Origin of the sequence: Mesorhizobium sp. B2-5-3 (assembly GCF_006441005.1) — a bacterium.
Classification (GTDB): domain Bacteria; phylum Pseudomonadota; class Alphaproteobacteria; order Rhizobiales; family Rhizobiaceae; genus Mesorhizobium.
This window is the reverse complement of the sequence record NZ_VFUS01000002.1, coordinates 529532-549388: the sequence shown is the minus strand read 5'-3', so window position 1 is coordinate 549388 and position 19857 is coordinate 529532. Positions and strand designations below refer to the sequence as shown.

Here is a 19857-nt window from a genome sequence, read left to right as displayed (position 1 = left end):
TTCATGTCGATACGCCGGCAAAGAGGGCTTCGAGGCTGATGAACGCGCTACCAGCAAATCCTCCGGGCGGGAGCCATGCCGCGCTGCTGGGCAGGCTTGGCGGCCGCTCCATCGTCTTTGTCGGCCTGATGGGCGCCGGCAAGACCGCGATCGGCCGCAAGGTCGCCACCGTGCTGGCGTTGCCTTTCATCGACAGCGACCAGGAGATCGAAAGCGTCTCGCGCATGACCGTTCCGGAATTGTTCGAGCGCTATGGCGAAACCGAGTTCCGGGCGCTGGAGCAGCGCGTCATCCTGCGTGTGCTGGAAAACGGCCCGCAGGTGCTGTCGACCGGCGGCGGCGCCTTCATGAACGCACAGACGCGCGAGGCGATAGCGGCGCATGGCGTGTCGGTATGGCTGAAGGCCGAACTCGATCTTTTGATGGACCGGGTCTCCAAGAAACAGAACCGGCCGCTGCTGAAGAGCCCCGATCCGCGTGGCGTGCTCGAGCGGCTGATGAGTGAACGCTATCCGGTCTATGCGACATCGGACGTCACCGTGCCGACCCGCGACGACCGCAAGGAAGTCATCGCGGCCGAGGTGGTGGAGGCGCTGTGCCGGCATTTCGATATCGCCCAGACCACTCCCGCGGGCGAGGTCGAACCGTGAACGCCAATGCAGCCGTTGCCGTCGAGGTCGGACTTGGCGAGCGGGCTTACGACATCCTGATCGGGCCGGGGCTTTTGTCGCGCGCCGGCGCCGAGATGTCGCGCCGCCTGCCGGGCCGACGCGCCGCGGTCGTGACCGACGAAAACGTCGCGGCGGCGCATCTCCATACGCTGAAGGCCGGTCTGCTGGAGAGCGGCATCGAGCCCGCCGTGATCACGCTGCCGCCCGGCGAGAAAACCAAGAGTTTCGCGCATCTCGAAGAGGTGGTGGACGGCGTCCTGGCCGCGAAGCTGGAACGCGGCGATGTCGTCATCGCCCTCGGCGGCGGCGTCATCGGCGACCTGGCCGGCTTTGCCGCCGGCATCGTGCGCCGCGGCATGAACTTCGTGCAGATCCCGACCTCGCTCCTGGCGCAGGTCGATTCCTCGGTCGGCGGCAAGACCGGCATCAACAGCGCGCGCGGCAAGAACCTGGTCGGCGTCTTCCACCAGCCGAAGCTGGTGCTGGCCGATACCGGAGTGCTCGATACGCTGCCGATCCGCGAATTTCGCGCCGGCTACGCCGAACTCGCCAAATACGGGCTGATCGACCGGCCCGAATTCTTCGCCTGGCTGGAGAAAAACTGGGCCAGCGTGTTCGCCGGCGGACCGGAGAGGGTAGAGGCCATCGCCGAGGCCTGCCGCGCCAAGGCGGATGTCGTTGCCCGCGACGAGTTCGAGACCGGCGACCGCGCGCTCCTCAATCTCGGCCACACGTTCGGCCATGCGCTGGAGGCCGCCACCCGATATGACGGCGCCCGCCTCGTACATGGCGAGGGGGTCGCCATCGGCATGGCGCTGGCGCATCGCTTCTCGTCGCGGCTCAACCTGGCCAGTCCAGACGATGCGGCGCGCGTCGAGGCGCATCTCAACACGGTGGGACTGCCGTGGCGGATGGCCGACATTCCGGGCGAACTGCCTGACGCCGATGCGCTGCTTGGCTTCATCACCCAGGACAAGAAAGTGTCGCGCGGCGCGCTGACCTTCATCCTGACGCGCGGCATCGGAGAGGCCTTCATCGCCAAGGACGTGCCGGCCTCGGAAGTGCTGTCGTTCCTCAGGGAGAACCACCCGAGCGCGACGGAAGGCCATCCGGGCCGGCAAGGCAGCCGTCCGGACAAGCAAAAGAGCCGTCTTGACAGGCAAGAGAGCCGTCCGAAATGAACGGGGCCGGCTGGATCGTCGTCGCTGTCCTTGCCGTCCTCATCGTGTTGGCCGTCGCCATGCGCACGCGCCTGCTTGCCGCTTTCGGCTATGAACTGTCGCGCATCGAGCCGCAGCGTTCGAGCGGGGACGAGCTGCGCGGCGCCGTCGACGATTTCCGCCGTGACGGCCAGGTGGTGCGCGAGGAGCGCGACCGCGTCGGCGGGTTGTTCGATCTCGAGGAGCTCGAAGTCTCCGACGTCATGGTCCACCGCACCAACATGCGCTCGGTCAATGCCGACAATGCGCCGGCAGCCGTGGTGCGCGAGATCCTGCAGAGCCCGCACACCCGCATGCCTTTGTGGAAGGGGTCGCTCGACAACATTGTCGGCGTGCTGCACGCCAAGGACCTGCTGCGCGCCCTCAACGATGTCGGCAACGACTTCTCCAGGATCGATGTGATGAAGATCGCGTCAAAGCCCTGGTTCGTGCCCGATACCACGACATTGCAGGAACAGCTCAACGCCTTCCTGCGCCGCAAGGCGCATTTCGCCGTCGTCGTCGACGAGTATGGCGAGGTCGAGGGGCTGGTGACGCTGGAGGACATCATCGAGGAGATTGTCGGCGAGATCGCCGACGAGCACGATGTCGACATACAGGGCGTCAAGCAGGAGGCGGACGGTTCCGTCGTCGTCGACGGAACCGTGCCGATCCGCGACCTGAACCGGGCGCTCGACTGGGACCTGCCGGACGAGGAGGCAACCACCATCGCCGGCCTGGTCATCCATGAGACGCAGTCGATCCCCGAGGAGAAGCAGGCCTTCACCTTCCACGGCAAGCGTTTCATCGTCATGAAACGCGACAAGAACCGCGTCGCCAGGCTCAGGATCAGGCCGGCAGGCGACAGCTGAACGGTCCATCGTGTCGCAGACACGCACAACCGCGTCATCCCTGATGCTCAACAGTCCTTGGTCGAGCGTTCGCCGACCATTGCGTCGGTGTCGGCGTCGACGGCCGCCAGGCTGACTTCATAGCCCCAGAGATGCCGGATGTGGCGAAGGGTGGCGTCGCGGCTGTCATTCTCCAGCACGACCCCATTCTTCACCTTGTGCTGTAGCCGCAAATGCCGGTCGCCGAGCAGGTCCACGTCCACAACCTGGATGTCGGGCCGGCTCGCGCCCACATCATAGCTGTGGGCCAGCGCGGCGCGTATGTTGTTGTAGCCCCGCTCGTTGTGGATCGATGCGACTTCGTAGTGCGGTTGGTCGGCTCCATCGGCCAGGACGAAGAGCCGCCATTTTCGTATCAAGGTCGGGCTGAGATACTGGCGAATGAAGGATTCGTCGCGGTGGTTGGCCCACGCGTCGAGCAGCGTCTCAAGCCAGTCGCCACGGCCGGCTATGTCCGGGAACCAGTCGCGATCTTCGGCTGTCGGCTCGGTCGAGATGCGCTGAATGTCCTGCATCATGTCAAGCCCGAGCGCGTAGGGGTTGATGCCGGAAAACCGCTGGTCGTCGAAGGATGGCTGGAAGATCACGTTCGAGTGGTTGCGCAGGATTTCGAGCATCGCGCCTTCGGTGATCCGGCCACGGTCGAACAGCATGTTCATGAGCGTGTAGTGCACGAAAGTGGCGCAGCCTTCGTTCATCACCTGGGTTTGCCGCTGCGGGTAAAAATACTGCGCAATGACGCGGACGATCCTGAGGATCTCGCGCTGCCAGGGTTCGAGGACAAGGCTGTTCTTCTCAAGGAAATAGAGCAGGTTTTCCTCGGGCAGATTAAGCGATTTCTTCCGTTCCGACACGCCTTCATCGCCCGCTTCGGAGTTGTCGGCGTCCTGCGTGGGCGGCAGGGTGCGCCATAAGTCGTTGTAGGAACGCTCCTCGTATTCGAGGCGCTCGCGAAGTCCCTCGCGCTGCTGCTCCGACGACAGTTTCGGCGGCCGGTGATACCGGAACACGCCTTGCTCCATCAGCGCGTGAGCGGAATCGAGAATGGCTTCCACGGCGGCCAGGCCGTGCCGCTCCTCGCACCGGGCGATGTAGCCCTTGGCAAAGTCCAGATAGCTCAGGATTCCTCCGGCATCCGTCCATTGGCGGAAAAGGTAATTGTTCTTGAAGAAGTGATTGTGTCCAAGTGCTGCATGGGCAGTCACCAAGGCCTGCAGCGCCATGGTGTTTTCCTCCATCAGGTAGACGATGCAGGGATTGGAATTGATGACCAATTCATAGGCCAGCCCGCGACCGCCTTTGCGATAGAGAAGCTCGTTGTAGAGGAAATGCTTGCCGAACGACCAATGCCGGTACATCAGCGGCATGCCGACCGACGAGTAGGCGTCGAGCATCTGCTCGGAAGAGATGACCTCCATCTGCACCGGATAGGTGTCGAGATGAAGCTGGTCGACCGCAATCGCCTCGATCTCCTCATAGACCCGCGACAGCTTTTTGAAATCCCAGTCGGATCCGGAGAAAAGCAACCCCGATTTGTTGGCCTGGCCAGCCATCCGGCACCCCTTACGCGCTCTTGGCCATAGCCGGCTGCCTGGCGAAAAGCTGGCGAAATACCGGGTAGATATCGGCCGGAGCGGCGATGCGCCTCATCTGGAAGTTTGGCCATTTTTGCTCGACGGCGCTATAGGCGCGCCAGAGCGAGGTGCCATTTTCGGTCGAGCCGAAAATATGACTTTCGCGTTCGTCGATGATCTCCACATAGGCGAAATACTGGCACAGGCGCATGAGCTTGCCGTGGAGCAGTTCTATGCAGCGCTGCGAGTCGGTGGCGAAATTGTCGCCGTCCGAAGCCTGGGCGGCATAGATGTTCCACTCCGTGGCCGGATAGCGTTGTTCTATGATGCGTTGCATTTCCTCAAGCGCGGTGGAAACGACCGTGCCTCCGCTTTGCGTGCAGTAGAAGAATGTCTCTTCGTCCACCTCCTGGGCCTCGTGCGTGTGGCGGATGAAGACGATCTCCGTGCGCTCATAGCGTCGGGTCAGGAACAGGTGCAGCAGCACGAAGAAACGCTTGGCCAAATCCTTCTCGCGCTCGCCCATCGACCCGGAGACGTCCATCAGGCAGAACATGACGGCGCTGGCATTCGGCACTGGCTGCGGGTCGAAGCGATTAAAGCGGATGTCGACGGGATCGACAAAGGCAATACGCTTTCGGCGGCGCTCCAGCCGCTCGAGTTCCTCCCGCAAAGTCAGGATGCGTTCGTGGGTCGCGGCGTTTGGCGGCTTCGATTCCAGTTTGGCGAGCTGCTGGAGGATCGCATCCAGCTCCGGCTGCTTTGGGCGCCCAAGCGCGATACGGCGGGCGTGGCTGTTTCGCATCGTGCGCCCGACATTAATGTTGGTCGGTGATCCTGTTGCCGCGAAACCTGCCCGCCTTGGCTTGAATGCGAGTATCTGCTTGAGATTGAGCTTGACTAGATCCGGCAGTTCGAGATCCTCGAAAAAGAGGTCGAGAACTTCCTCGCGCGAAAGCACGAAGCGAAAGTCGTCCTCGGATGCCGTGTTTCCCGGCGACGAGGAACCTGCGCCGCCCTGCCCGGGTTTGGGCACCAGGTCACCGGGAATGAACGTCCTGTTTCCTGGCAGGATGTGCTGGCGCCGGCCGCTGTCCCTGGCATCGCTGAAGGTCGGTTCGCTGGTGCCTCTGTGAGGCATCGGCACGGCATGCCCGCTGTCCACATCGGCGATCCGGCCCGTCCTTATCTGGTCACGGATGCTCCGCTTGAGTTCTTCCCGCGCGCGCCTGAGAAAGCGCTGGCGATTGCCCAGGTTCTTGTCCTTCGGATTGAGGCGGCGGTCGATGAAGATCGGCATGGAACCATCCGGGCTTTTCTCAGCCCGCCTTGTTCACGCGCATGTACCAGTCGACCAGCCGCCGTACCTGCCGCTCGGTGTAGCCGCGTTGCACCATGCGCTGCACGAATTCATTGTGCCGCTTTTCCGTGACGCTGTCCTGCTTGGAGCCGAAACTGATCACCGGCAGAAGATCTTCGACTTGGCCGAACATGCGCTTCTCGATAACCTCGCGCAGCTTTTCGTAGCTTGTCCATGATGGGTTGCGGCCGTGGTTGCGTGCCCGGGCACGCAGCGTGAACTTGACCACTTCGTTGCGGAAATCCTTGGGGTTGGCGATGCCGGCCGGTTTTTCGACCTGCGACAATTCCTTGTCCAATATCTCGCGATTGAGGATCTGGCCCGTATCGGGATCCTTGTAGTCCTGATCTTCGATCCAGGCATCGGCATAGGCGATGTAGCGGTCGAATAGGTTCTGGCCATACTCGCTGTACGATTCCAGATAGGCCTTCTGGATCTCGTGGCCGATGAACTCGGCATAGCGCGTTGCCAGTTCCGACTTGATGAACTCGAGATAGCTCGCTTCCGTCTCCTTTGGGAACTGCTCGCGCTTGATCGCCTCTTCCAGGATGTACATCAGGTGCACGGGATCCGCCGCGACCTCGTTGGTGTCGTAGTTGAATGTCTGCGACAGGATCTTGAAGGCGAAGCGCGTGCTTACGCCGGTCATGCCCTCGTCGACGCCGGCGGCGTCGCGATATTCCTGAACCGACTTGGCCCGGGGGTCGACCTCCTTGAGGTTTTCGCCGTCATAGGCGCGCATCTTGGTGTAGAGCGGCGAATTGTCGTGCTCGGCAAGACGGGTCGAGACCGTGAACCGGCTGAGAATATCCAGCACTTCAGGTGCGCAGGGGCTGCCGGCCAGCTCGCTCTCGCGCAACAGTTTCTCGTAGATATGCCTTTCTTCGGTGATCCGCAGGCAATACGGCACCTTGACCACGAGGATGCGGTCGAGAAAGGCCTCATTATTCTTGTTGTTCTTGAACTGTTGCCACTCCGATTCGTTGGAATGGGCAACGATGATGCCCTGATAGGGGAAGGCGCCGAAATTCTCGGTGCCGTTATAGCTGCCTTCCTGGGTCGCCGTCAGCAGCGGATGCAGGACCTTGATGGGCGCCTTGAACATCTCGACGAATTCGAGCAGGCCTTGCGTGGTCCGGTTCAGCCCGCCGCTGTAGGAATAAGCGTCCGGATCGGACTGGCTGAAATCCTCCAATTGCCTGATGTCGACCTTGCCAACCAGAGCCGAGACATCCTGATTGTTCTCGTCGCCAGGCTCCGTCTTGGCTATAGCGATCTGGCGCAGCCGCGAGGGCATCAATTTCACCACGCTGAATTTGGAAATGTCGCCAGACAATTCATCAAGCCGCTTGGCCGCCCAGGGCGAGATAATGCCGTTGAGGCGACGCCGGGCTATGCCGTATTTGTCCTCCAGCAGATCGCCCATGCGATCGGGATGGAACAGGCCGAGCGGCGACTCGAAAATCGGACTGATCTGATTGCCGGCCTTGAGCGTGTAGATCGGGCGTTCCTCCATCAGTTTCTTCAGCCGTTCGGCCAGGGAGGACTTGCCGCCGCCGACAGGGCCGAGGAGATAGAGGATCTGCTTGCGCTCCTCGAGCCCCTGCGACGCATAGCGGAAATAGCCGGCGATGCGTTCGATCGTATCCTCCATTCCGTAGAAATCGGAGAAGGTGGGATACACCTTGACCGTGCGGTTGGAGAAAATGCGGCCGAGCCGCTCGTCCTTGCTGGTGTCGACCAGGTTCGGCTCGCCGATTGCCTCGACCATCCGTTCCGGCGCCGAGGCATACATTGACTTGTCTTCCCGGCAGGCAAGGAGATACTGCTGGAGGCTTATTTCCTCCTGGCCCGCGTTTGCATAAATCTCCGAAAACAGATCGAAGACGTCGGACTGGTTCTCACCCATGATGGTTGCCCTCAGAGCCATTCTGGCTGCCGCCCGGCTCATCTCATTCAACTACCGGGATGCATTGTGGTTCCCTCCACATTGGAGAGAGAGCGTGTATCTGCATCGAACTTGGACAGCACACAGTTACAATGCTCGTCTGATATCTCAGGTGGTGATGGCCAGAGGAGACCGTCAAGGGCAAATATCGATTTCGTGAACCGAACGGCAAAGCGAGTGCATTGATGCGGCTGGTATGGTGTTGAATCAGATCGTTGAGCACTCCCAAGTCTAACGGGATGCTCGTGGTGCGTGCGGGCATTCCTCGTCTACATATCGGGCCCAACGATCGGGAGATTGCGATGATCGATCGACGAAGCCTTATTCTGGTCTCCGCGGCGGCGATGTTGCCATTGGTCACATCGGTCGCATGGGGCCAGCGCCAACCCGTGCCGACAACCTTCGATTACGGGCCGGCCAAGCTCGATATCTATGCGCCGGATGGCGCACGCGGATTGCCGGTCGTCTTCTTCGTCCATGGCGGCGCCTGGCGCTCCGGCAAGCGCTCGCAGGTCAACGCGAAGCCGGCCTTCCTGCTCGCCAACGGGTTTTGCCTGGTCTCCATCGACTATCGCATGCTGCCCGAAGCGGAGGTCGCCACCCAGGCCGACGATGTCGAAAAGGCCTATGCCTATGTCCGCGCCAACATTGCCCGGCATGGCGGCGATGCCAGGCGGATCGTGGCCATGGGCCATTCGGCCGGTTGCCACCTCGTTGCGCTGACCGGCATGCGCGGCGGTCTGCCGGGTGTGGCCGCGCTGCTTCTCGACGACACCAGGGCCTATGACCTCACCGCGCTTGCCAGGAATGGCGGCATGGCACGGGCTTATGCGCGGGCCTTCCCCGATCCCGCGCAATGGGCGGCGTTGTCGCCGGCCAGTTATGTAGATGGCCGCAAGCACCCACCGACCTTCATCGCCTACTCAGGCGCTTCGGGCCGGGACGGGGACTCCAAGGCGTTCGCCGAGCGCTTGCGCGCCACCGGCACCAAGGTGACGCTGTTCGACGGCAGCGCCTATACGCATATGTCGATCAACCGCGATTTCGGCGAGGATGGCGACGCCTTGACCGGGGCGGCACTGGCATTCCTGAAATCGGCGGTTGGGTGATTGCGGCATCGAAACGGAGCTCTGAACGTCACCGCGAGGAGCGAGGAGGACCGGCCTACCAGCGCGTCTTTTCGCCGGGAGCCGCCGGTTCGATCGCCAGCGCGTGCAGGCCAGCCTTCAATTCGTCGGCCAAAAGCGCGTTGACCGCGCGGTGGCGCTCGATGCGGCTCATGCCGGCAAAATCCTGCGAAACAATGCGGACGCGGAAATGCGTCTCGCCGGTGCCGTCGAACGTAGCCTGGTGGCCGGATTCCACATGATGATGGCCGGCGTGCAGATGGCTTTCGTTGATGACGACCAGCCGCTCCGGCGAAAATGCCTTGCTCAACTTGTCTTCCATGGTTGCCTGTATGGACATTGCCGTCTCCCTTCACCACATATCGCCAGCGGGATCGCGGAAGCCGAACCGACTTCGTTGCATGCCGCGCTTCAACAAAATCGGTCCTCCGCCTGCTTTATGCCGCGATTCAGCGGTTAGGGCGATCATCGCGAAAATGTCAATTCTTGTTTCGCATCTGCGAACGCCCCATAAATGGGTTAGATGAAGCCGTATCCCAAATATTTCGAGAAGATCCGCATCCGCCAGGAGAAGGACGCGGAGCTGAAGTCGCACGCGCCGATCTGCCAGTGGGATGGCTGCAAGGAGGCGGGCACCCATCGCGCTCCGGTCGGGCGCATGAAGGAGGGCGAGTATTTCCGCTTCTGCTTCGACCATGTGCGCGAGTACAACAAGGGTTTCAACTATTTTTCCGGCGTTCCGGACACCGAGGTCGCCCGTTTCCAGAAGGAGGCGATGACCGGCCATCGGCCGACCTGGAAGATGGGCGTCAACGGCGCCTCGACGCGCTCGTCTCCCGATATGGCGCAGATGCGCTCCGGCCGCGCCGGCTACTACAACCGGATGCGCGACCCGTTCGACCTGTTCAAGGGGCCGAAGGATCCCCGGGAGGTGCGCGAGCGCAAGGCCAAGCCGCTTGAGGCCAAGGCGCTGGAAACGCTTGGCCTTGATACAAAGGCGACTGGCAAGGAGATCAAGGCGCGCTATAAGGAACTGGTGAAGCGTCACCATCCGGATGCGAATGGCGGCGACAGAGGTTCGGAAGACCGGTTCCGCGATGTGCTCCAGGCCTATCGCGTGCTCAAGCAGGCGGGTTTGTGCTGAGCGACCCAACGGTTCGTGTCGTTTTCCAACTTTCATAAGGGTGGAAAAGGCTCTAAGACCGCCCCCGGAGAAAATCGATTGCCGGCGAAATCAGTCGTTTCGCCCGTGGAGACGTGGATAGAGATGAACAAGGTCGATCGCGACATCGCCAACCTGCCCGACACCACGGTGTCGGTGAAGGACAAATTCGGCTTCGACTCCAAGATGGTGGTGCCGGCTTATTCGGTCACCAGCGAACATGTGCCCGACATCGATCCCGACTATCTTTTCGACAAGGCGACGACGATGGCGATCCTCGCCGGCTTCGCCTACAACCGGCGCGTCATGGTCTCGGGCTATCACGGCACCGGCAAATCGACCCACATCGAGCAGGTCGCGGCCCGCCTCAACTGGCCTTGCGTGCGCGTCAATCTCGACAGCCATGTCAGCCGCATCGACCTCGTCGGCAAGGACGCGATCGTGGTCAAGGACGGCTTGCAGATCACCGAATTCCGCGACGGCATTCTGCCCTGGGCCTACCAGCACAATGTGGCGCTGTGCTTCGACGAATATGACGCCGGCCGTCCGGACGTGATGTTCGTCATCCAGCGCGTGCTGGAATCGTCTGGTCGGCTGACGCTGCTCGACCAGAGCCGCGTCATCCGTCCGCATCCGGCGTTCCGGCTGTTCTCGACCGCCAACACGGTCGGGTTGGGCGACACCACCGGCCTCTATCACGGCACCCAGCAGATCAACCAGGCGCAGATGGACCGCTGGTCGATCGTCACCACGCTGAACTACCTGCCGCACGACAATGAGGTGAATATCGTGCTGGCCAAGGCCAAGCACTATCGCGACGGCAAGGGCAAGGACATCGTCAACAAGATGGTGCGCGTCGCAGACATGACGCGCTCGGCCTTCATCAATGGCGATCTGTCGACCGTGATGAGCCCGCGTACCGTCATCACCTGGGCGGAGAATGCCGAGATCTTCGGCAATATCGGCATGGCGTTCCGGCTGACCTTCCTCAACAAATGCGACGAACTGGAGCGCTCGGTGGTGGCCGAGTTCTACCAGCGCGCCTTCGGCGAGGATCTGCCGGAGAGCGCCGCCAATGTGGTGCTGGGCTAAGCAGAGCCTCGATGGCGGGTCCGGGCGACAATACGCGCAACAAGTCGAAGACGGGCTCTGAAGCCGACAGCTTCAAGCGTGCTGTCACCGTCTGCATGCGCGCCATCGCCGGAGACAAGGAGCTGGAAGTCGGCTTCGCCAAGGACCGCCCGGCGCTCGCCGGCAGCCGCGCCCGGCTGCCGGAATTGCCCAAGAAAGCGTCCAAGGCCGACATAGCCATCACCCGCGGCCTCGGCGATTCCATGGCGCTCAAGCGCGCCTGCCATGACGTGCGTATCCACAGCAGACTGGCGCCGGAAGGCAAGGCGGCCCGCGCCATCTACGACGCGGTTGAACAGGCGCGCGTCGAGGCGATCGGCAGCCGCGCCATGCAAGGGGTCGCCGACAATATAGGCTCGATGCTGGAGGACAAATACGCCAAGGCCAATCTCGTCGACGTCAAGGACAAGGCCGACGCCCCGATCGAGGAGGCGCTGGCGCTGATGGTGCGCGAGAAGCTGACCGGCCGGCCGATCCCCAAGAGCGGCGAGCGGCTGGTCGAGCTCTGGCGCCCCTGGGTAGAGGAAAAGGCCAGCGCCGACCTCGACGGGCTGTCGTCCAAGCTCGACGACCAGCAGGCCTTCGCCCGCGTCGTGCGTGAAATGCTCGCCTCCATGGAAATGGCCGAGGAACTCGGCGACGAGCAGGAGACAGAAGATTCAGAGGACAATGACGACAACCAGCCGCAAGGCGAGGAACAGAGCGAGGAAGGCGGCGAGGACGATTCCGGCTCCGAACAGTCGCAGTCCGAAGATGCCGAGGCTTCCTCTGACGACGAGCAGTCGGCCGAGACCGAAGCCTCCGACGCCACTGCCGACGATTTGTCCGACGACGACGATGCCGATGCCGAGACGCCCGGCGAGGCGCGCCGCAACGACAACCCTTTCACCAACCTTCCGAAGGAGATCGATTACAAGGTCTTCACGTCAGCTTTCGACGAGACGGTGGGGGCGGAGGAGCTTTGCGAGGAAGAAGAGCTCGACCGGCTGCGCGCCTTTCTCGACAAGCAACTCGCCAACCTGTCCGGCGTCGTCGGCCGGCTGGCCAACCGTTTGCAGCGCCGCCTGATGGCGCAGCAGAACCGGTCGTGGGATTTCGACCTGGAGGAGGGCTATCTCGATCCGGCACGGTTGGTGCGCGTCGTCATCGATCCGATGCAGCCGCTGTCTTTCAAGCAGGAGCGCGACACCAAATTCCGCGACACGGTGGTGACGCTGGTGCTCGACAATTCGGGTTCCATGCGCGGCCGGCCGATCACCGTGGCCGCCACCTGCGCCGACATTCTGGCGCGCACGCTGGAACGCTGCGGCGTTTCGGTCGAGATTTTGGGCTTCACCACGCGCGCCTGGAAAGGCGGGCAGGCCCGCGAGAAGTGGCTGAAGGACGGCAAGCCGCCGAATCCGGGCCGGCTGAATGACCTGCGCCACATCATCTACAAGTCGGCCGACCATCCCTGGCGGCGGGCACGGCGCAATCTCGGCCTGATGATGCGCGAAGGCCTGCTCAAGGAAAACATCGATGGCGAGGCGCTGCTGTGGGCGCATAACCGGCTGATCGCCCGGCCAGAGCAGCGCAAGATCCTGATGATGATCTCCGACGGCGCGCCGGTCGACGATTCGACGCTGTCGGTCAATCCGGGCAATTATCTCGAGCGCCATCTGCGCGCCGTCATCGAGCTGATCGAGACGCGCTCGCCGGTCGAGCTGCTTGCCATCGGCATCGGCCATGACGTCACCCGCTATTACCGGCGCGCCGTCACCATTGTCGATGCCGAGGAACTGGCCGGCGCCATGACCGAGCAATTGGCTTCGCTGTTCGCCGAGGAAAGCGCACGCGATACGCGGCGCGGCGGCATGCGGCGCGCCGGATGATCTTTTCGCACGGCGGATTTCGACAAGCACTTTTCGCCGCCATCGCCCTGTTTGCCGGTGCAGCCCCGGTGCCATCCAGTTCGGCCAGCGCGACCTCGGTTGAACCGGTCGAGGTCTCGGCCCGCCCGATCACCGAATTCCGTATAGGCCGTGCCGACACGCAATTCGGTCCGCTCGAATTCGTCGGCGGGCTGGAGATGACGTCGCCGTCGCGCGATTTCGGCGCGCTGTCGGCCTTCCGTTTCCTGAAAGGCGGTCGCGACTTCGTCGGCGTCGCCGATACCGGATTCTGGTTCTTCGGCACCGTGACCCATGATGCGGACAAGCGCCCGTCAGGCATCGGGGACTTCCGCATGGAACAGATGGTCGATGCATCGGGCCAGCCGATCGACGAGAAATCGGAAGTCGATGCCGAGGGGCTTTCCGTCAAGGACGGCATTGCCACCGTGGGTTTCGAGCGCAACCATCGCGTCGCCCAGTTCAAAATTGGCCCCGACGATATGAAGGCGCCGTTCAGGCAGATGGATTTCCTGGTTCCGGCATGGGAGCTGCGCCGGAACCGAGGCTTCGAGACCGTCACCCACGCCAATGCCAATGGCCGCCACCAAGGCGGCCTGGTCGTGGTGTCGGAAAAGAGCTTGGACAAGGCCGGCAACATCTATGCCGCCATCATCGAAGGTCCGCACAAGGGCGTCTTCACCGTCAAGCGCAACGGCGATTTCGATATCACCGATGGGGCTTTCCTGCCGGATGGCGACCTTCTGCTGCTGGAGCGCAGTTTCACGATGGCAGGAGGCCTCAAGATGCGGCTGCGGCGCATTGATGGCGAGACCGTCGAGAAGGGCGCGGTCGCCGACGGTCCGGTGCTGCTGGAAGCCGATATGGGTTACCAGATCGACAATATGGAAGGGCTCGACGTCTGGAAGCGCGAAGACGGCGCGCTGATGGTGTCGCTGATCTCCGACGACAACCACTCGATCCTGCAGCGCAATCTCTACCTGGAATTCATTTTGCACCAGGACTGATTTGGCGCTCCAGCTGCGAAGCTGAAGTTGAAGGTATTCAACGCCGGCTTCGATTTGGTCGGCTATTCATCAAATGACGGCGTCCGCTCAGGGTCGCGAGCCGTTGGTGGCGATCCAGATGACATGACGCGCGCCGCGCTTGCCGTTGGCGCGCGTGCTCACCTCCTCGACCGCGAAACCTGCCTGCTTCAGCCGCCGGGTGAAGCCGCTGTCCGGCCCTTGCGACCACACGGCAAGCACGCCGCCGGGCTTCAGTGCGGTGCGCGCTGCCGCCAGGCCCTGCAGGCTGTACAGCGCGTCGTTGGATTTGTGAACGATGCCGTCCGGGCCGTTGTCGACATCTAGCAGGATGGCGTCCCAGGCCGCGGGCCGGGGTCTTATCAACTGCCCGACATCGGCCTCCCGAACGATGACGCGCGGATCGTCGAGACAGCCACCAAACAGCTCGGCCATCGGCCCTCGCGCCCACGCGATGACCGCCGGCACCAACTCCGCGACAGTGATTTCGGCATTCTCGCCCAACTCGGCGAGAGCGGCGCGCAGCGTAAAACCCATGCCAAGCCCGCCGATCAGCATTCTCGGCTGTCTGCGGCCGGCGATCCTCCGACAGGAGAGCCTGGCCAACGCTTCTTCCGAGCCGCTGAGGCGGCTGTTCATCAACTCGTTGGTGCCCAGCATGATCGAGAATTCGGAACCGCGCCGCTTGAGCCGAAGCTCCTGCGCGCCATCCGGGGTTTTCGCGGAGTCCAGCTGGATCCAGGGAATCACGGCCTAGACCGCAGCAACAGCCGGCTGGCTCCAGCGGGCGGCGAGCAGCCGATAGGGGATCAGTGCCACGACGGCGATGATCAGCTTCACGCTGAGGTCGCCAAGCGCCCAAGAGACCCAACGCATGGCCTCGACCGGCAGCACGCCCATCAGCGGCGCCGTTTCCAGCGCAAAACTGTCGCTTGGGCCAACGAAGGCGAAAGCCGCGGAGAAAGCGACGCTGAAGAACACGACGGTGTCGAACACCGAGCCGACCAGCGTGCCGACGATCGGCGCCCGCCACCAGCTCTGTCGGCGCAGACGGTTGAACACGGTCACGTCTAGCAATTGCGCGGTGAGGAAGGCCGCGCCGGACGCCGCCGCGATGCGCACCAGCCGGTCGGCGGCGGTCTCGAACTCGATGAAACCATGGCGGAACAGGAAGGGCGGCACGAGGACCGAGCAGACCACCGCCGTCATGAAGCCGACAAAGACGATCCGGCGCGCCACGGCAGGCCCGTAGCGGCGGTTGGCAAGGTCCGTGACCAGAAAGGAGAACGGGTAGGTGAACGCGCCCCAGGTGAGCAGGTCGGCCAGCGACAAGCCGCCGATCCGACCCTGCATCGGGAACTGCACGAGGATATTCGATGCCACGACGACAAGCGCCATGGCGGCCACGAAGGGCAGGTATCGCGAGAAGGAAGTCATTTTTTTATCCTGGGTAATGGAACCAGCGGAGCGTCATGCCGAAACCGGATCGCGCTCGCTTTGTTCGAGCATCGGATTTCCGAAACCGCCTTGCGGACGGCGACCCGATGTCCAAGGCCAACAAGAGGTTGGCCAGGGCGGTTGTCCCCCGCCTGAAGGCAGTTTACGCGGCAGCCTGCTCGGCGAGCTTCTTGGCGATCTGCTTCTTCAAGAGGCGCGCGCGCTGCGACAGCTCCTTGACGTCAGCCTTGGCCAGGAAGGCGTCGAGACCGCCGCGATGCTCGACCGAACGCAGCGCGTTGGCGGAAATGCGCAGGCGCACATTCTGGTTCAGCGCTTCCGAAATCAGCGTCACATTGACGAGGTTCGGCAGGAAGCGACGCTTGGTCTTGTTGTTGGCGTGGCTCACATTGTTGCCGGTCTGGACTGCCTTGGCAGTGAGTTCGCAGGTGCGGGACATGGTTCTAACCTTCAGTTCTCTCGGGGACCTGCCAAACCTTCGTGCCCACGCCGGGTGGCGCGCGGTTCTGGTCAAGCGGCCTTATGGAAAAAGTTGGCGTTCCATAGTTGCATTTCGCCCATGCGTCAAGCTCCAGCCTGGGCCCAGCGGCATTTCATACTAAGGCCGGAATTCGTCGTATAAGCGGTTCCATAGGGACATGCCAGACCGGAGTTGTCCGCCTCCGGTTGAAATCAAGGATCCGATCGCGCCATGCTTCGCTTGCCCCATGCCCTTGCCGCCGCGCTGGCCGTCGCCTTGCCGTCGGCCGCGACGGCCGCCTCGCCGCAGTCCTTCAGGGGCGAATACACAGTGTCGTTTCTCGGCCTTTCTATCGCGAAATCAAGCTTTTCAAGCCATTATGAGAACGGCGTCTACTCGATCGACGGCAGCGTTTCCGCGGCTGGTCTCGCCAAGCTGTTCGATGACACGCGCGGCACGATCTCGTCCAAGGGTACGATTTCGGGCCAGAAGATGGTGCCGCAGGCGTTCCGCGCGGACTACACTTCCGGCAAGAAAGCCTCCGCCATCGACATTCGTTTTGCCAATGGCAACGTCATCTCGACGACGGTCGTTCCCGCGCCGGAAAAGCGCGATCCCGACAGTTGGGTGCCGCTTGGCGCCGGCGACCTGGCATCGGTGCTCGATCCGATGGCGGCAACCGTCATCCATGCCGGCAGCCTCGACAAGGTCTGCGGCCGCACCGTGAGGCTGTATGACGGCGAGATGCGCGCCAACCTGACGCTGAGCTACGCTTCAAAAGGGTCGATCTCGGTGCCCGGCTACAAGGGCGACACGGTCACATGCCGGATGGGTTTCGAGCCGGTGGCGGGCTACCGCAAGGGCCGCAAGGCGCTCAACTACCTCAAGAACAAAAGCCGCATAATGGTGACATTTGCGCCGCTCGGCCAAACCGGGGTATATGCGCCGATCCGCGCGACGGTCGGGACGCAGATCGGCACCTTGACCATCAGCGCCAGGCGTTTCGAAGCAATACAATAAGGCGCCACGCGCGCCGCTGGAGACAGAATGGGGCGCGCGACACTGATCGGCTTTTCGGCCGTCGCCATGTGGGCACTGCTGGCGTTGCTTACGGACGCATCCGGCAAGGTGCCGCCGTTCCTCTTGTCGGCCATCACCTTCTCGATCGGCACCGGGGTCGGGCTTGTCGCGCGCCTTTTCATGCCGGCCGCGGATAGAAGCCAGAAGATACCGCGCCAGGTCTGGGTGATCGGCATTGCCGGCCTTTTCGGCTACCACTTCTTCTACTTCACAGCGCTGCGCAACGCGCCGGCGGTGGAGGCCAGCCTGATCGCCTATCTGTGGCCGCTGCTGATCGTGCTCGGCTCGGCGCTGATGCCGGGCGAGCGGTTGGCCTGGAACCATATCGTGGGCGCGCTGCTCGGCCTTGCCGGCACCGTGCTCATCGTCACCAAGGGCGGCGGCCTCGCCTTCGACGCGCGCTATGCCTTCGGCTACGCCATGGCTGCCGTCTGCGCCGTGCTGTGGTCGTCCTATTCGCTCCTGTCGCGGCGTTTCCCCTCGGTGCCGACCAGCATCGTCACTTGGTTCTGCGCGGCGACCGCGCTGTTGTCGCTTGCCTGCCATCTGGCGCTGGAAGAGACGGTGCTGCCCGCGAGTGCCGGGCAATGGCTTGCCGTGCTCGGGCTCGGCCTGATGCCAGTGGGGGCAGCCTTCTATGCCTGGGATGTCGGCGTCAAGCGCGGCAACATCCAGGTGCTGGGCGCGGCAAGCTATGCCGCGCCGCTCCTGTCGACGCTGGTGTTGATCGCGGCCGGCGTCGCCGAGCCGTCGCTGCGCATTGTCGCGGCCTGCGTGCTCATCACCGGGGGGGCCGCACTTGCGGCAAAGTCGCTGTTCCTGCGCAAGCCCGCTGCTTCCGAAAGCGGAGCCGGGGCATCCGAAAACGGAGCCGGGGCATCCGAAGGCGGAGCCCGGGCGTGACGATGCCGTTTCCAGGCGGCATCGATGCCAACGCCAATGCGACGCTGATCTTTTCGCTGGTGGCGGCGGTTGTCTACGCCTTCACATCAGGCATGGCGCCGACGCTCGCCCGTTCGGCGGCAAAAACGCTCGCCGTGGCCATGCTTGCCGTGCTGGCGGCGATGCAGGGCGGGCCGCTGCTACTGGTCGCCGCTCTTGCGCTGAGCGCCATCGGCGACGCCTTCCTGTCGCGGGATGGCGAAAAGATGTTTCTGGGCGGGCTGGGCAGCTTTCTCGCCGCGCATATCGTCTACGTCGTGCTGTTCCTGCGCAGCGGCGGGGGAATGGGAGTGCTGGGGGCCGAACCTTGGCGCGCGGCAATCGCACTTGCGATGGCGGTATTCGTTATTCTCATGCTGGCGGCGCTGTGGCGCCGCGTCGGCCCGGCCCTGCGAGCGCCGATCGCGGGCTATGTCGCGGCCATCCTCGCCATGGGCATTTCGGCGCTGACGACGAGCAGTGCCGCTGTTATCGGCGGTGCCGTGCTGTTCATGGCGTCCGACGCGCTGCTGGCCACGGAACGCTTCCTGGCGGCCGCCATTTCGCCACATCGCGCCTGGATGCGTTTGGCGGTCTGGGTGCTTTACTACGCCGCGCAGCTCGTGGTCACGCTTGGTTTCCTGCTGCGCTAAGGGTTTCCGGCTGGGTCAGAGCTGTTTAGGCCGCCAACCAGGCTCCGCCAGTTCAAACGCCGCAAAGTCGAAGCCCGGCGCCACGGTGCAGCCGACCAGGGTCCACTCGCCCAGGCTGCGCGCCGATTGCCACCAGCCCGCCGGCACGACGATTTGCGGCCGCTCGCCGGCCGCAAGCTCGATGCCGAGCACCTGCTCGATCACCCGGTTAGCCTTTGGGCCGCCTTCTTCCCATATCGACAGCGCCAGCGGCGCGCCGGCGTAGAAGTGCCAGGCCTCGGCTGCATCCCTGACGCGATGCCAGGCGGAAACCTGGCCCTGCTCCAGCAGAAAATAGATCGCCGTCGAGTGGCCTCGAGCTCCGCCGCCACCGTCGCGAAAGGTTTCCGTGTACCAGCCGCCTTCCGGATGCGGCTTCATGCCAAGGATGGCGATGATTTCTGCGGAACTCGTCATGGTTTCGACCAGTGTCGCTTGGCCTAGAAATTATCCTTGCGCTTGCGGACCTCGGCAAAAACCTCGACATCCGACGCCTTCTCCATGCCGAGATGCCTGCGGATTGCCGGATCATGCCAGCGCAGGAAAGGGTTGGTCGACAATTCCTCGCCGATCGTGGTCGGCAGCGTCGGCTTGTTATCGGCGCGCAGCGCTTCAATTTTTGCCGCGCGTTCCTTCAATGCCGAATTGGTCCGGTCGACGCTCAGCGCGAAACGGGCGTTGGCGAGCGTGTATTCGTGCCCGCAATAGATCACGGTCGCGGCAGGCAGTGCCGCGAGCTTCTTCAGGGATTCAAACATCACCGGCGGCTTGCATTCGAACAGCCGCCCGCAACCGAGCGCGAACAGCGTGTCGGCGGTGAACGCCACTTTCGATGCCGGCAGGTGATAGGAGACGTGGCCAGCGGTGTGGCCGGGGGTGGCGATCACTTCGATACGTTCCTCGCCGAGATGCAGGACCGAACCGTCCTCGACCGTGTCGTCAATGCCGGGGATCCTGGCCTTTTCCGCTTCGGGACCGACGATGCGCAGCTTGAAGCGCTGCTTCAGCGCCAGATTGGCCTCGACATGGTCGACATGGTGATGCGTGGTCAGGATCATCGTCGGCGTCCAGCCGGTGCGCTTGACCGCAGCCAGGATCGCCGCTTCTTCCGGCGCATCGATAAGCGCGGTCTGACCGCTTTTGGGATCATGCACCAGCACGCCGAAATTGTCGCTGCGGCACATGAACTGTTCGATTTCGACCGCCATCGCATCTCTCCATCTTTCGCCGCAGACATAGGACGCCGACG

General features: G+C 63.0%; 20 protein-coding genes. 11 read left to right on the top strand and 9 right to left on the bottom strand.

Going from position 1 to position 19857, the window contains the following annotated elements:
• Window positions 1-38: 38 nt before the first annotated feature.
• Genes FJ867_RS07315 through FJ867_RS07305 form a run of 3 tightly spaced genes read left to right on the top strand, consistent with a single transcriptional unit; the run spans window position 39 to window position 2742 of the window.
• A complete protein-coding gene (locus FJ867_RS07315) occupies window positions 39-650 on the top strand; it encodes a shikimate kinase (protein ID WP_140525769.1) in 612 nt (203 codons plus the stop codon).
• The gene (gene aroB, locus FJ867_RS07310; RefSeq protein WP_246675022.1) at window positions 647-1852 is read left to right on the top strand and encodes a 3-dehydroquinate synthase; all 1206 of its coding nucleotides are present in this window, start codon (window positions 647-649) and stop codon (window positions 1850-1852) included. The genes FJ867_RS07315 and aroB overlap by 4 nt, the downstream gene beginning before the upstream one ends.
• On the top strand, window positions 1849-2742 hold the full coding sequence (locus tag FJ867_RS07305; RefSeq protein ID WP_140816935.1) for an HlyC/CorC family transporter: 894 nt from the start codon (window positions 1849-1851) through the stop codon (window positions 2740-2742). Before aroB ends, FJ867_RS07305 begins: the two co-directional genes overlap by 4 nt.
• A gap of 47 nt (window positions 2743-2789) precedes the next feature.
• Here FJ867_RS07305 and FJ867_RS07300 read toward each other — a convergent pair whose 3' ends face one another.
• From FJ867_RS07300 to FJ867_RS07290, 3 genes are read right to left on the bottom strand one after another with little or no spacing between them, the layout of a single operon-like run.
• A complete protein-coding gene (locus tag FJ867_RS07300; RefSeq protein ID WP_140565837.1) occupies window positions 2790-4334 on the bottom strand; it encodes a SpoVR family protein in 1545 nt (514 codons plus the stop codon).
• 10 nt (window positions 4335-4344) lie between these two features.
• On the bottom strand, window positions 4345-5655 hold the full coding sequence (locus FJ867_RS07295; protein ID WP_140513909.1) for a YeaH/YhbH family protein: 1311 nt from the start codon (window positions 5653-5655) through the stop codon (window positions 4345-4347).
• A 19-nt stretch (window positions 5656-5674) separates the two neighbouring features.
• On the bottom strand, window positions 5675-7624 hold the full coding sequence (locus tag FJ867_RS07290; RefSeq protein ID WP_140500854.1) for a PrkA family serine protein kinase: 1950 nt from the start codon (window positions 7622-7624) through the stop codon (window positions 5675-5677).
• A 341-nt stretch (window positions 7625-7965) separates the two neighbouring features.
• Here FJ867_RS07290 and FJ867_RS07285 point away from each other — a divergent pair, with 341 nt between their 5' ends.
• Window positions 7966-8772 carry an alpha/beta hydrolase gene (locus tag FJ867_RS07285; RefSeq protein WP_140816934.1) on the top strand — a complete coding sequence of 269 codons (807 nt, stop codon included), beginning with the start codon at window positions 7966-7968 and terminating at the stop codon, window positions 8770-8772.
• Between the two features lie 55 nt (window positions 8773-8827).
• Here the strand turns inward: FJ867_RS07285 and FJ867_RS07280 are convergent, their stop codons facing one another.
• The gene (locus tag FJ867_RS07280) at window positions 8828-9130 is read right to left on the bottom strand and encodes a BolA family protein (protein ID WP_140560160.1); all 303 of its coding nucleotides are present in this window, start codon (window positions 9128-9130) and stop codon (window positions 8828-8830) included.
• Window positions 9131-9313: 183 nt separating this feature from the next.
• On the opposite strand from FJ867_RS07280, the gene FJ867_RS07275 reads away from it, so the two are divergent.
• From FJ867_RS07275 to FJ867_RS07260, 4 genes are all read left to right on the top strand, one after another.
• The gene (locus FJ867_RS07275; protein ID WP_140500760.1) at window positions 9314-9934 is read left to right on the top strand and encodes a J domain-containing protein; all 621 of its coding nucleotides are present in this window, start codon (window positions 9314-9316) and stop codon (window positions 9932-9934) included.
• A 123-nt stretch (window positions 9935-10057) separates the two neighbouring features.
• Window positions 10058-11044 (top strand): cobaltochelatase subunit CobS, encoded by a 987-nt coding sequence (gene cobS, locus FJ867_RS07270; protein WP_140500761.1) that lies wholly within the window; start codon window positions 10058-10060, stop codon window positions 11042-11044.
• 11 nt (window positions 11045-11055) lie between these two features.
• The gene (gene cobT / locus FJ867_RS07265) at window positions 11056-12954 is read left to right on the top strand and encodes a cobaltochelatase subunit CobT (protein ID WP_140513907.1); all 1899 of its coding nucleotides are present in this window, start codon (window positions 11056-11058) and stop codon (window positions 12952-12954) included.
• Window positions 12951-13979 carry an esterase-like activity of phytase family protein gene (locus FJ867_RS07260; RefSeq protein WP_140816932.1) on the top strand — a complete coding sequence of 343 codons (1029 nt, stop codon included), beginning with the start codon at window positions 12951-12953 and terminating at the stop codon, window positions 13977-13979. The genes cobT and FJ867_RS07260 overlap by 4 nt, the downstream gene beginning before the upstream one ends.
• Before the next feature lie 87 nt (window positions 13980-14066).
• Here FJ867_RS07260 and FJ867_RS07255 read toward each other — a convergent pair whose 3' ends face one another.
• The 3 genes from FJ867_RS07255 to rpmB form a co-directional block, all read right to left on the bottom strand.
• Complete coding sequence (locus FJ867_RS07255) at window positions 14067-14747, bottom strand: hypothetical protein (protein WP_140816905.1); 681 nt, start codon at window positions 14745-14747, stop codon at window positions 14067-14069.
• Between the two features lie 3 nt (window positions 14748-14750).
• Complete coding sequence (locus FJ867_RS07250) at window positions 14751-15434, bottom strand: queuosine precursor transporter (protein WP_140500765.1); 684 nt, start codon at window positions 15432-15434, stop codon at window positions 14751-14753.
• Between the two features lie 163 nt (window positions 15435-15597).
• The gene (rpmB, locus tag FJ867_RS07245) at window positions 15598-15894 is read right to left on the bottom strand and encodes a 50S ribosomal protein L28 (protein ID WP_140500766.1); all 297 of its coding nucleotides are present in this window, start codon (window positions 15892-15894) and stop codon (window positions 15598-15600) included.
• 252 nt (window positions 15895-16146) lie between these two features.
• Between rpmB and FJ867_RS07240 the strand changes: the two genes are divergently transcribed.
• Genes FJ867_RS07240 through FJ867_RS07230 form a run of 3 tightly spaced genes read left to right on the top strand, consistent with a single transcriptional unit; the run spans window position 16147 to window position 18569 of the window.
• Window positions 16147-16935: a DUF3108 domain-containing protein gene (locus FJ867_RS07240; RefSeq protein ID WP_140525409.1), complete on the top strand. Its 789-nt coding sequence runs from the start codon at window positions 16147-16149 to the stop codon at window positions 16933-16935.
• A 27-nt stretch (window positions 16936-16962) separates the two neighbouring features.
• Entirely contained in the window at window positions 16963-17898 is a 936-nt protein-coding gene (locus tag FJ867_RS07235) for an EamA family transporter (RefSeq protein WP_140500768.1), read from the top strand.
• On the top strand, window positions 17895-18569 hold the full coding sequence (locus tag FJ867_RS07230; RefSeq protein WP_140816897.1) for a lysoplasmalogenase family protein: 675 nt from the start codon (window positions 17895-17897) through the stop codon (window positions 18567-18569). The genes FJ867_RS07235 and FJ867_RS07230 overlap by 4 nt, the downstream gene beginning before the upstream one ends.
• A 15-nt stretch (window positions 18570-18584) precedes the next feature.
• Here FJ867_RS07230 and FJ867_RS07225 read toward each other — a convergent pair whose 3' ends face one another.
• Both FJ867_RS07225 and gloB read right to left on the bottom strand, forming a co-directional pair.
• A complete protein-coding gene (locus FJ867_RS07225) occupies window positions 18585-19025 on the bottom strand; it encodes a cupin domain-containing protein (protein WP_140513900.1) in 441 nt (146 codons plus the stop codon).
• A gap of 23 nt (window positions 19026-19048) precedes the next feature.
• Window positions 19049-19816, bottom strand: coding sequence for a hydroxyacylglutathione hydrolase (gene gloB, locus FJ867_RS07220; RefSeq protein ID WP_140816892.1), 768 nt, complete (start codon window positions 19814-19816; stop codon window positions 19049-19051).
• Window positions 19817-19857 lie beyond the last annotated feature (41 nt).

Bases quoted from the DNA above. Each gene is read 5' to 3' on its own strand.
- FJ867_RS07285 (WP_140816934.1), top strand. From the start codon at position 7,966: ATGATCGATCGACGAAGCCTTATTCTGGTCTCCGCGGCGGCGATGTTG.
- gloB (WP_140816892.1), bottom strand. From the start codon at position 19,816: ATGGCGGTCGAAATCGAACAGTTCATGTGCCGCAGCGACAATTTCGGC.
- FJ867_RS07275 (WP_140500760.1), top strand. From the start codon at position 9,314: ATGAAGCCGTATCCCAAATATTTCGAGAAGATCCGCATCCGCCAGGAG.
- FJ867_RS07295 (WP_140513909.1), bottom strand. From the start codon at position 5,655: ATGCCGATCTTCATCGACCGCCGCCTCAATCCGAAGGACAAGAACCTG.
- FJ867_RS07300 (WP_140565837.1), bottom strand. From the start codon at position 4,334: ATGGCTGGCCAGGCCAACAAATCGGGGTTGCTTTTCTCCGGATCCGAC.
- cobS (WP_140500761.1), top strand. From the start codon at position 10,058: ATGAACAAGGTCGATCGCGACATCGCCAACCTGCCCGACACCACGGTG.
- FJ867_RS07235 (WP_140500768.1), top strand. From the start codon at position 16,963: ATGGGGCGCGCGACACTGATCGGCTTTTCGGCCGTCGCCATGTGGGCA.
- FJ867_RS07225 (WP_140513900.1), bottom strand. From the start codon at position 19,025: ATGACGAGTTCCGCAGAAATCATCGCCATCCTTGGCATGAAGCCGCAT.
- FJ867_RS07260 (WP_140816932.1), top strand. From the start codon at position 12,951: ATGATCTTTTCGCACGGCGGATTTCGACAAGCACTTTTCGCCGCCATC.
- FJ867_RS07240 (WP_140525409.1), top strand. From the start codon at position 16,147: ATGCTTCGCTTGCCCCATGCCCTTGCCGCCGCGCTGGCCGTCGCCTTG.
- rpmB (WP_140500766.1), bottom strand. From the start codon at position 15,894: ATGTCCCGCACCTGCGAACTCACTGCCAAGGCAGTCCAGACCGGCAAC.
- FJ867_RS07315 (WP_140525769.1), top strand. From the start codon at position 39: ATGAACGCGCTACCAGCAAATCCTCCGGGCGGGAGCCATGCCGCGCTG.
- FJ867_RS07280 (WP_140560160.1), bottom strand. From the start codon at position 9,130: ATGTCCATACAGGCAACCATGGAAGACAAGTTGAGCAAGGCATTTTCG.
- FJ867_RS07290 (WP_140500854.1), bottom strand. From the start codon at position 7,624: ATGGGTGAGAACCAGTCCGACGTCTTCGATCTGTTTTCGGAGATTTAT.
- FJ867_RS07305 (WP_140816935.1), top strand. From the start codon at position 1,849: ATGAACGGGGCCGGCTGGATCGTCGTCGCTGTCCTTGCCGTCCTCATC.
- FJ867_RS07250 (WP_140500765.1), bottom strand. From the start codon at position 15,434: ATGACTTCCTTCTCGCGATACCTGCCCTTCGTGGCCGCCATGGCGCTT.
- cobT (WP_140513907.1), top strand. From the start codon at position 11,056: ATGGCGGGTCCGGGCGACAATACGCGCAACAAGTCGAAGACGGGCTCT.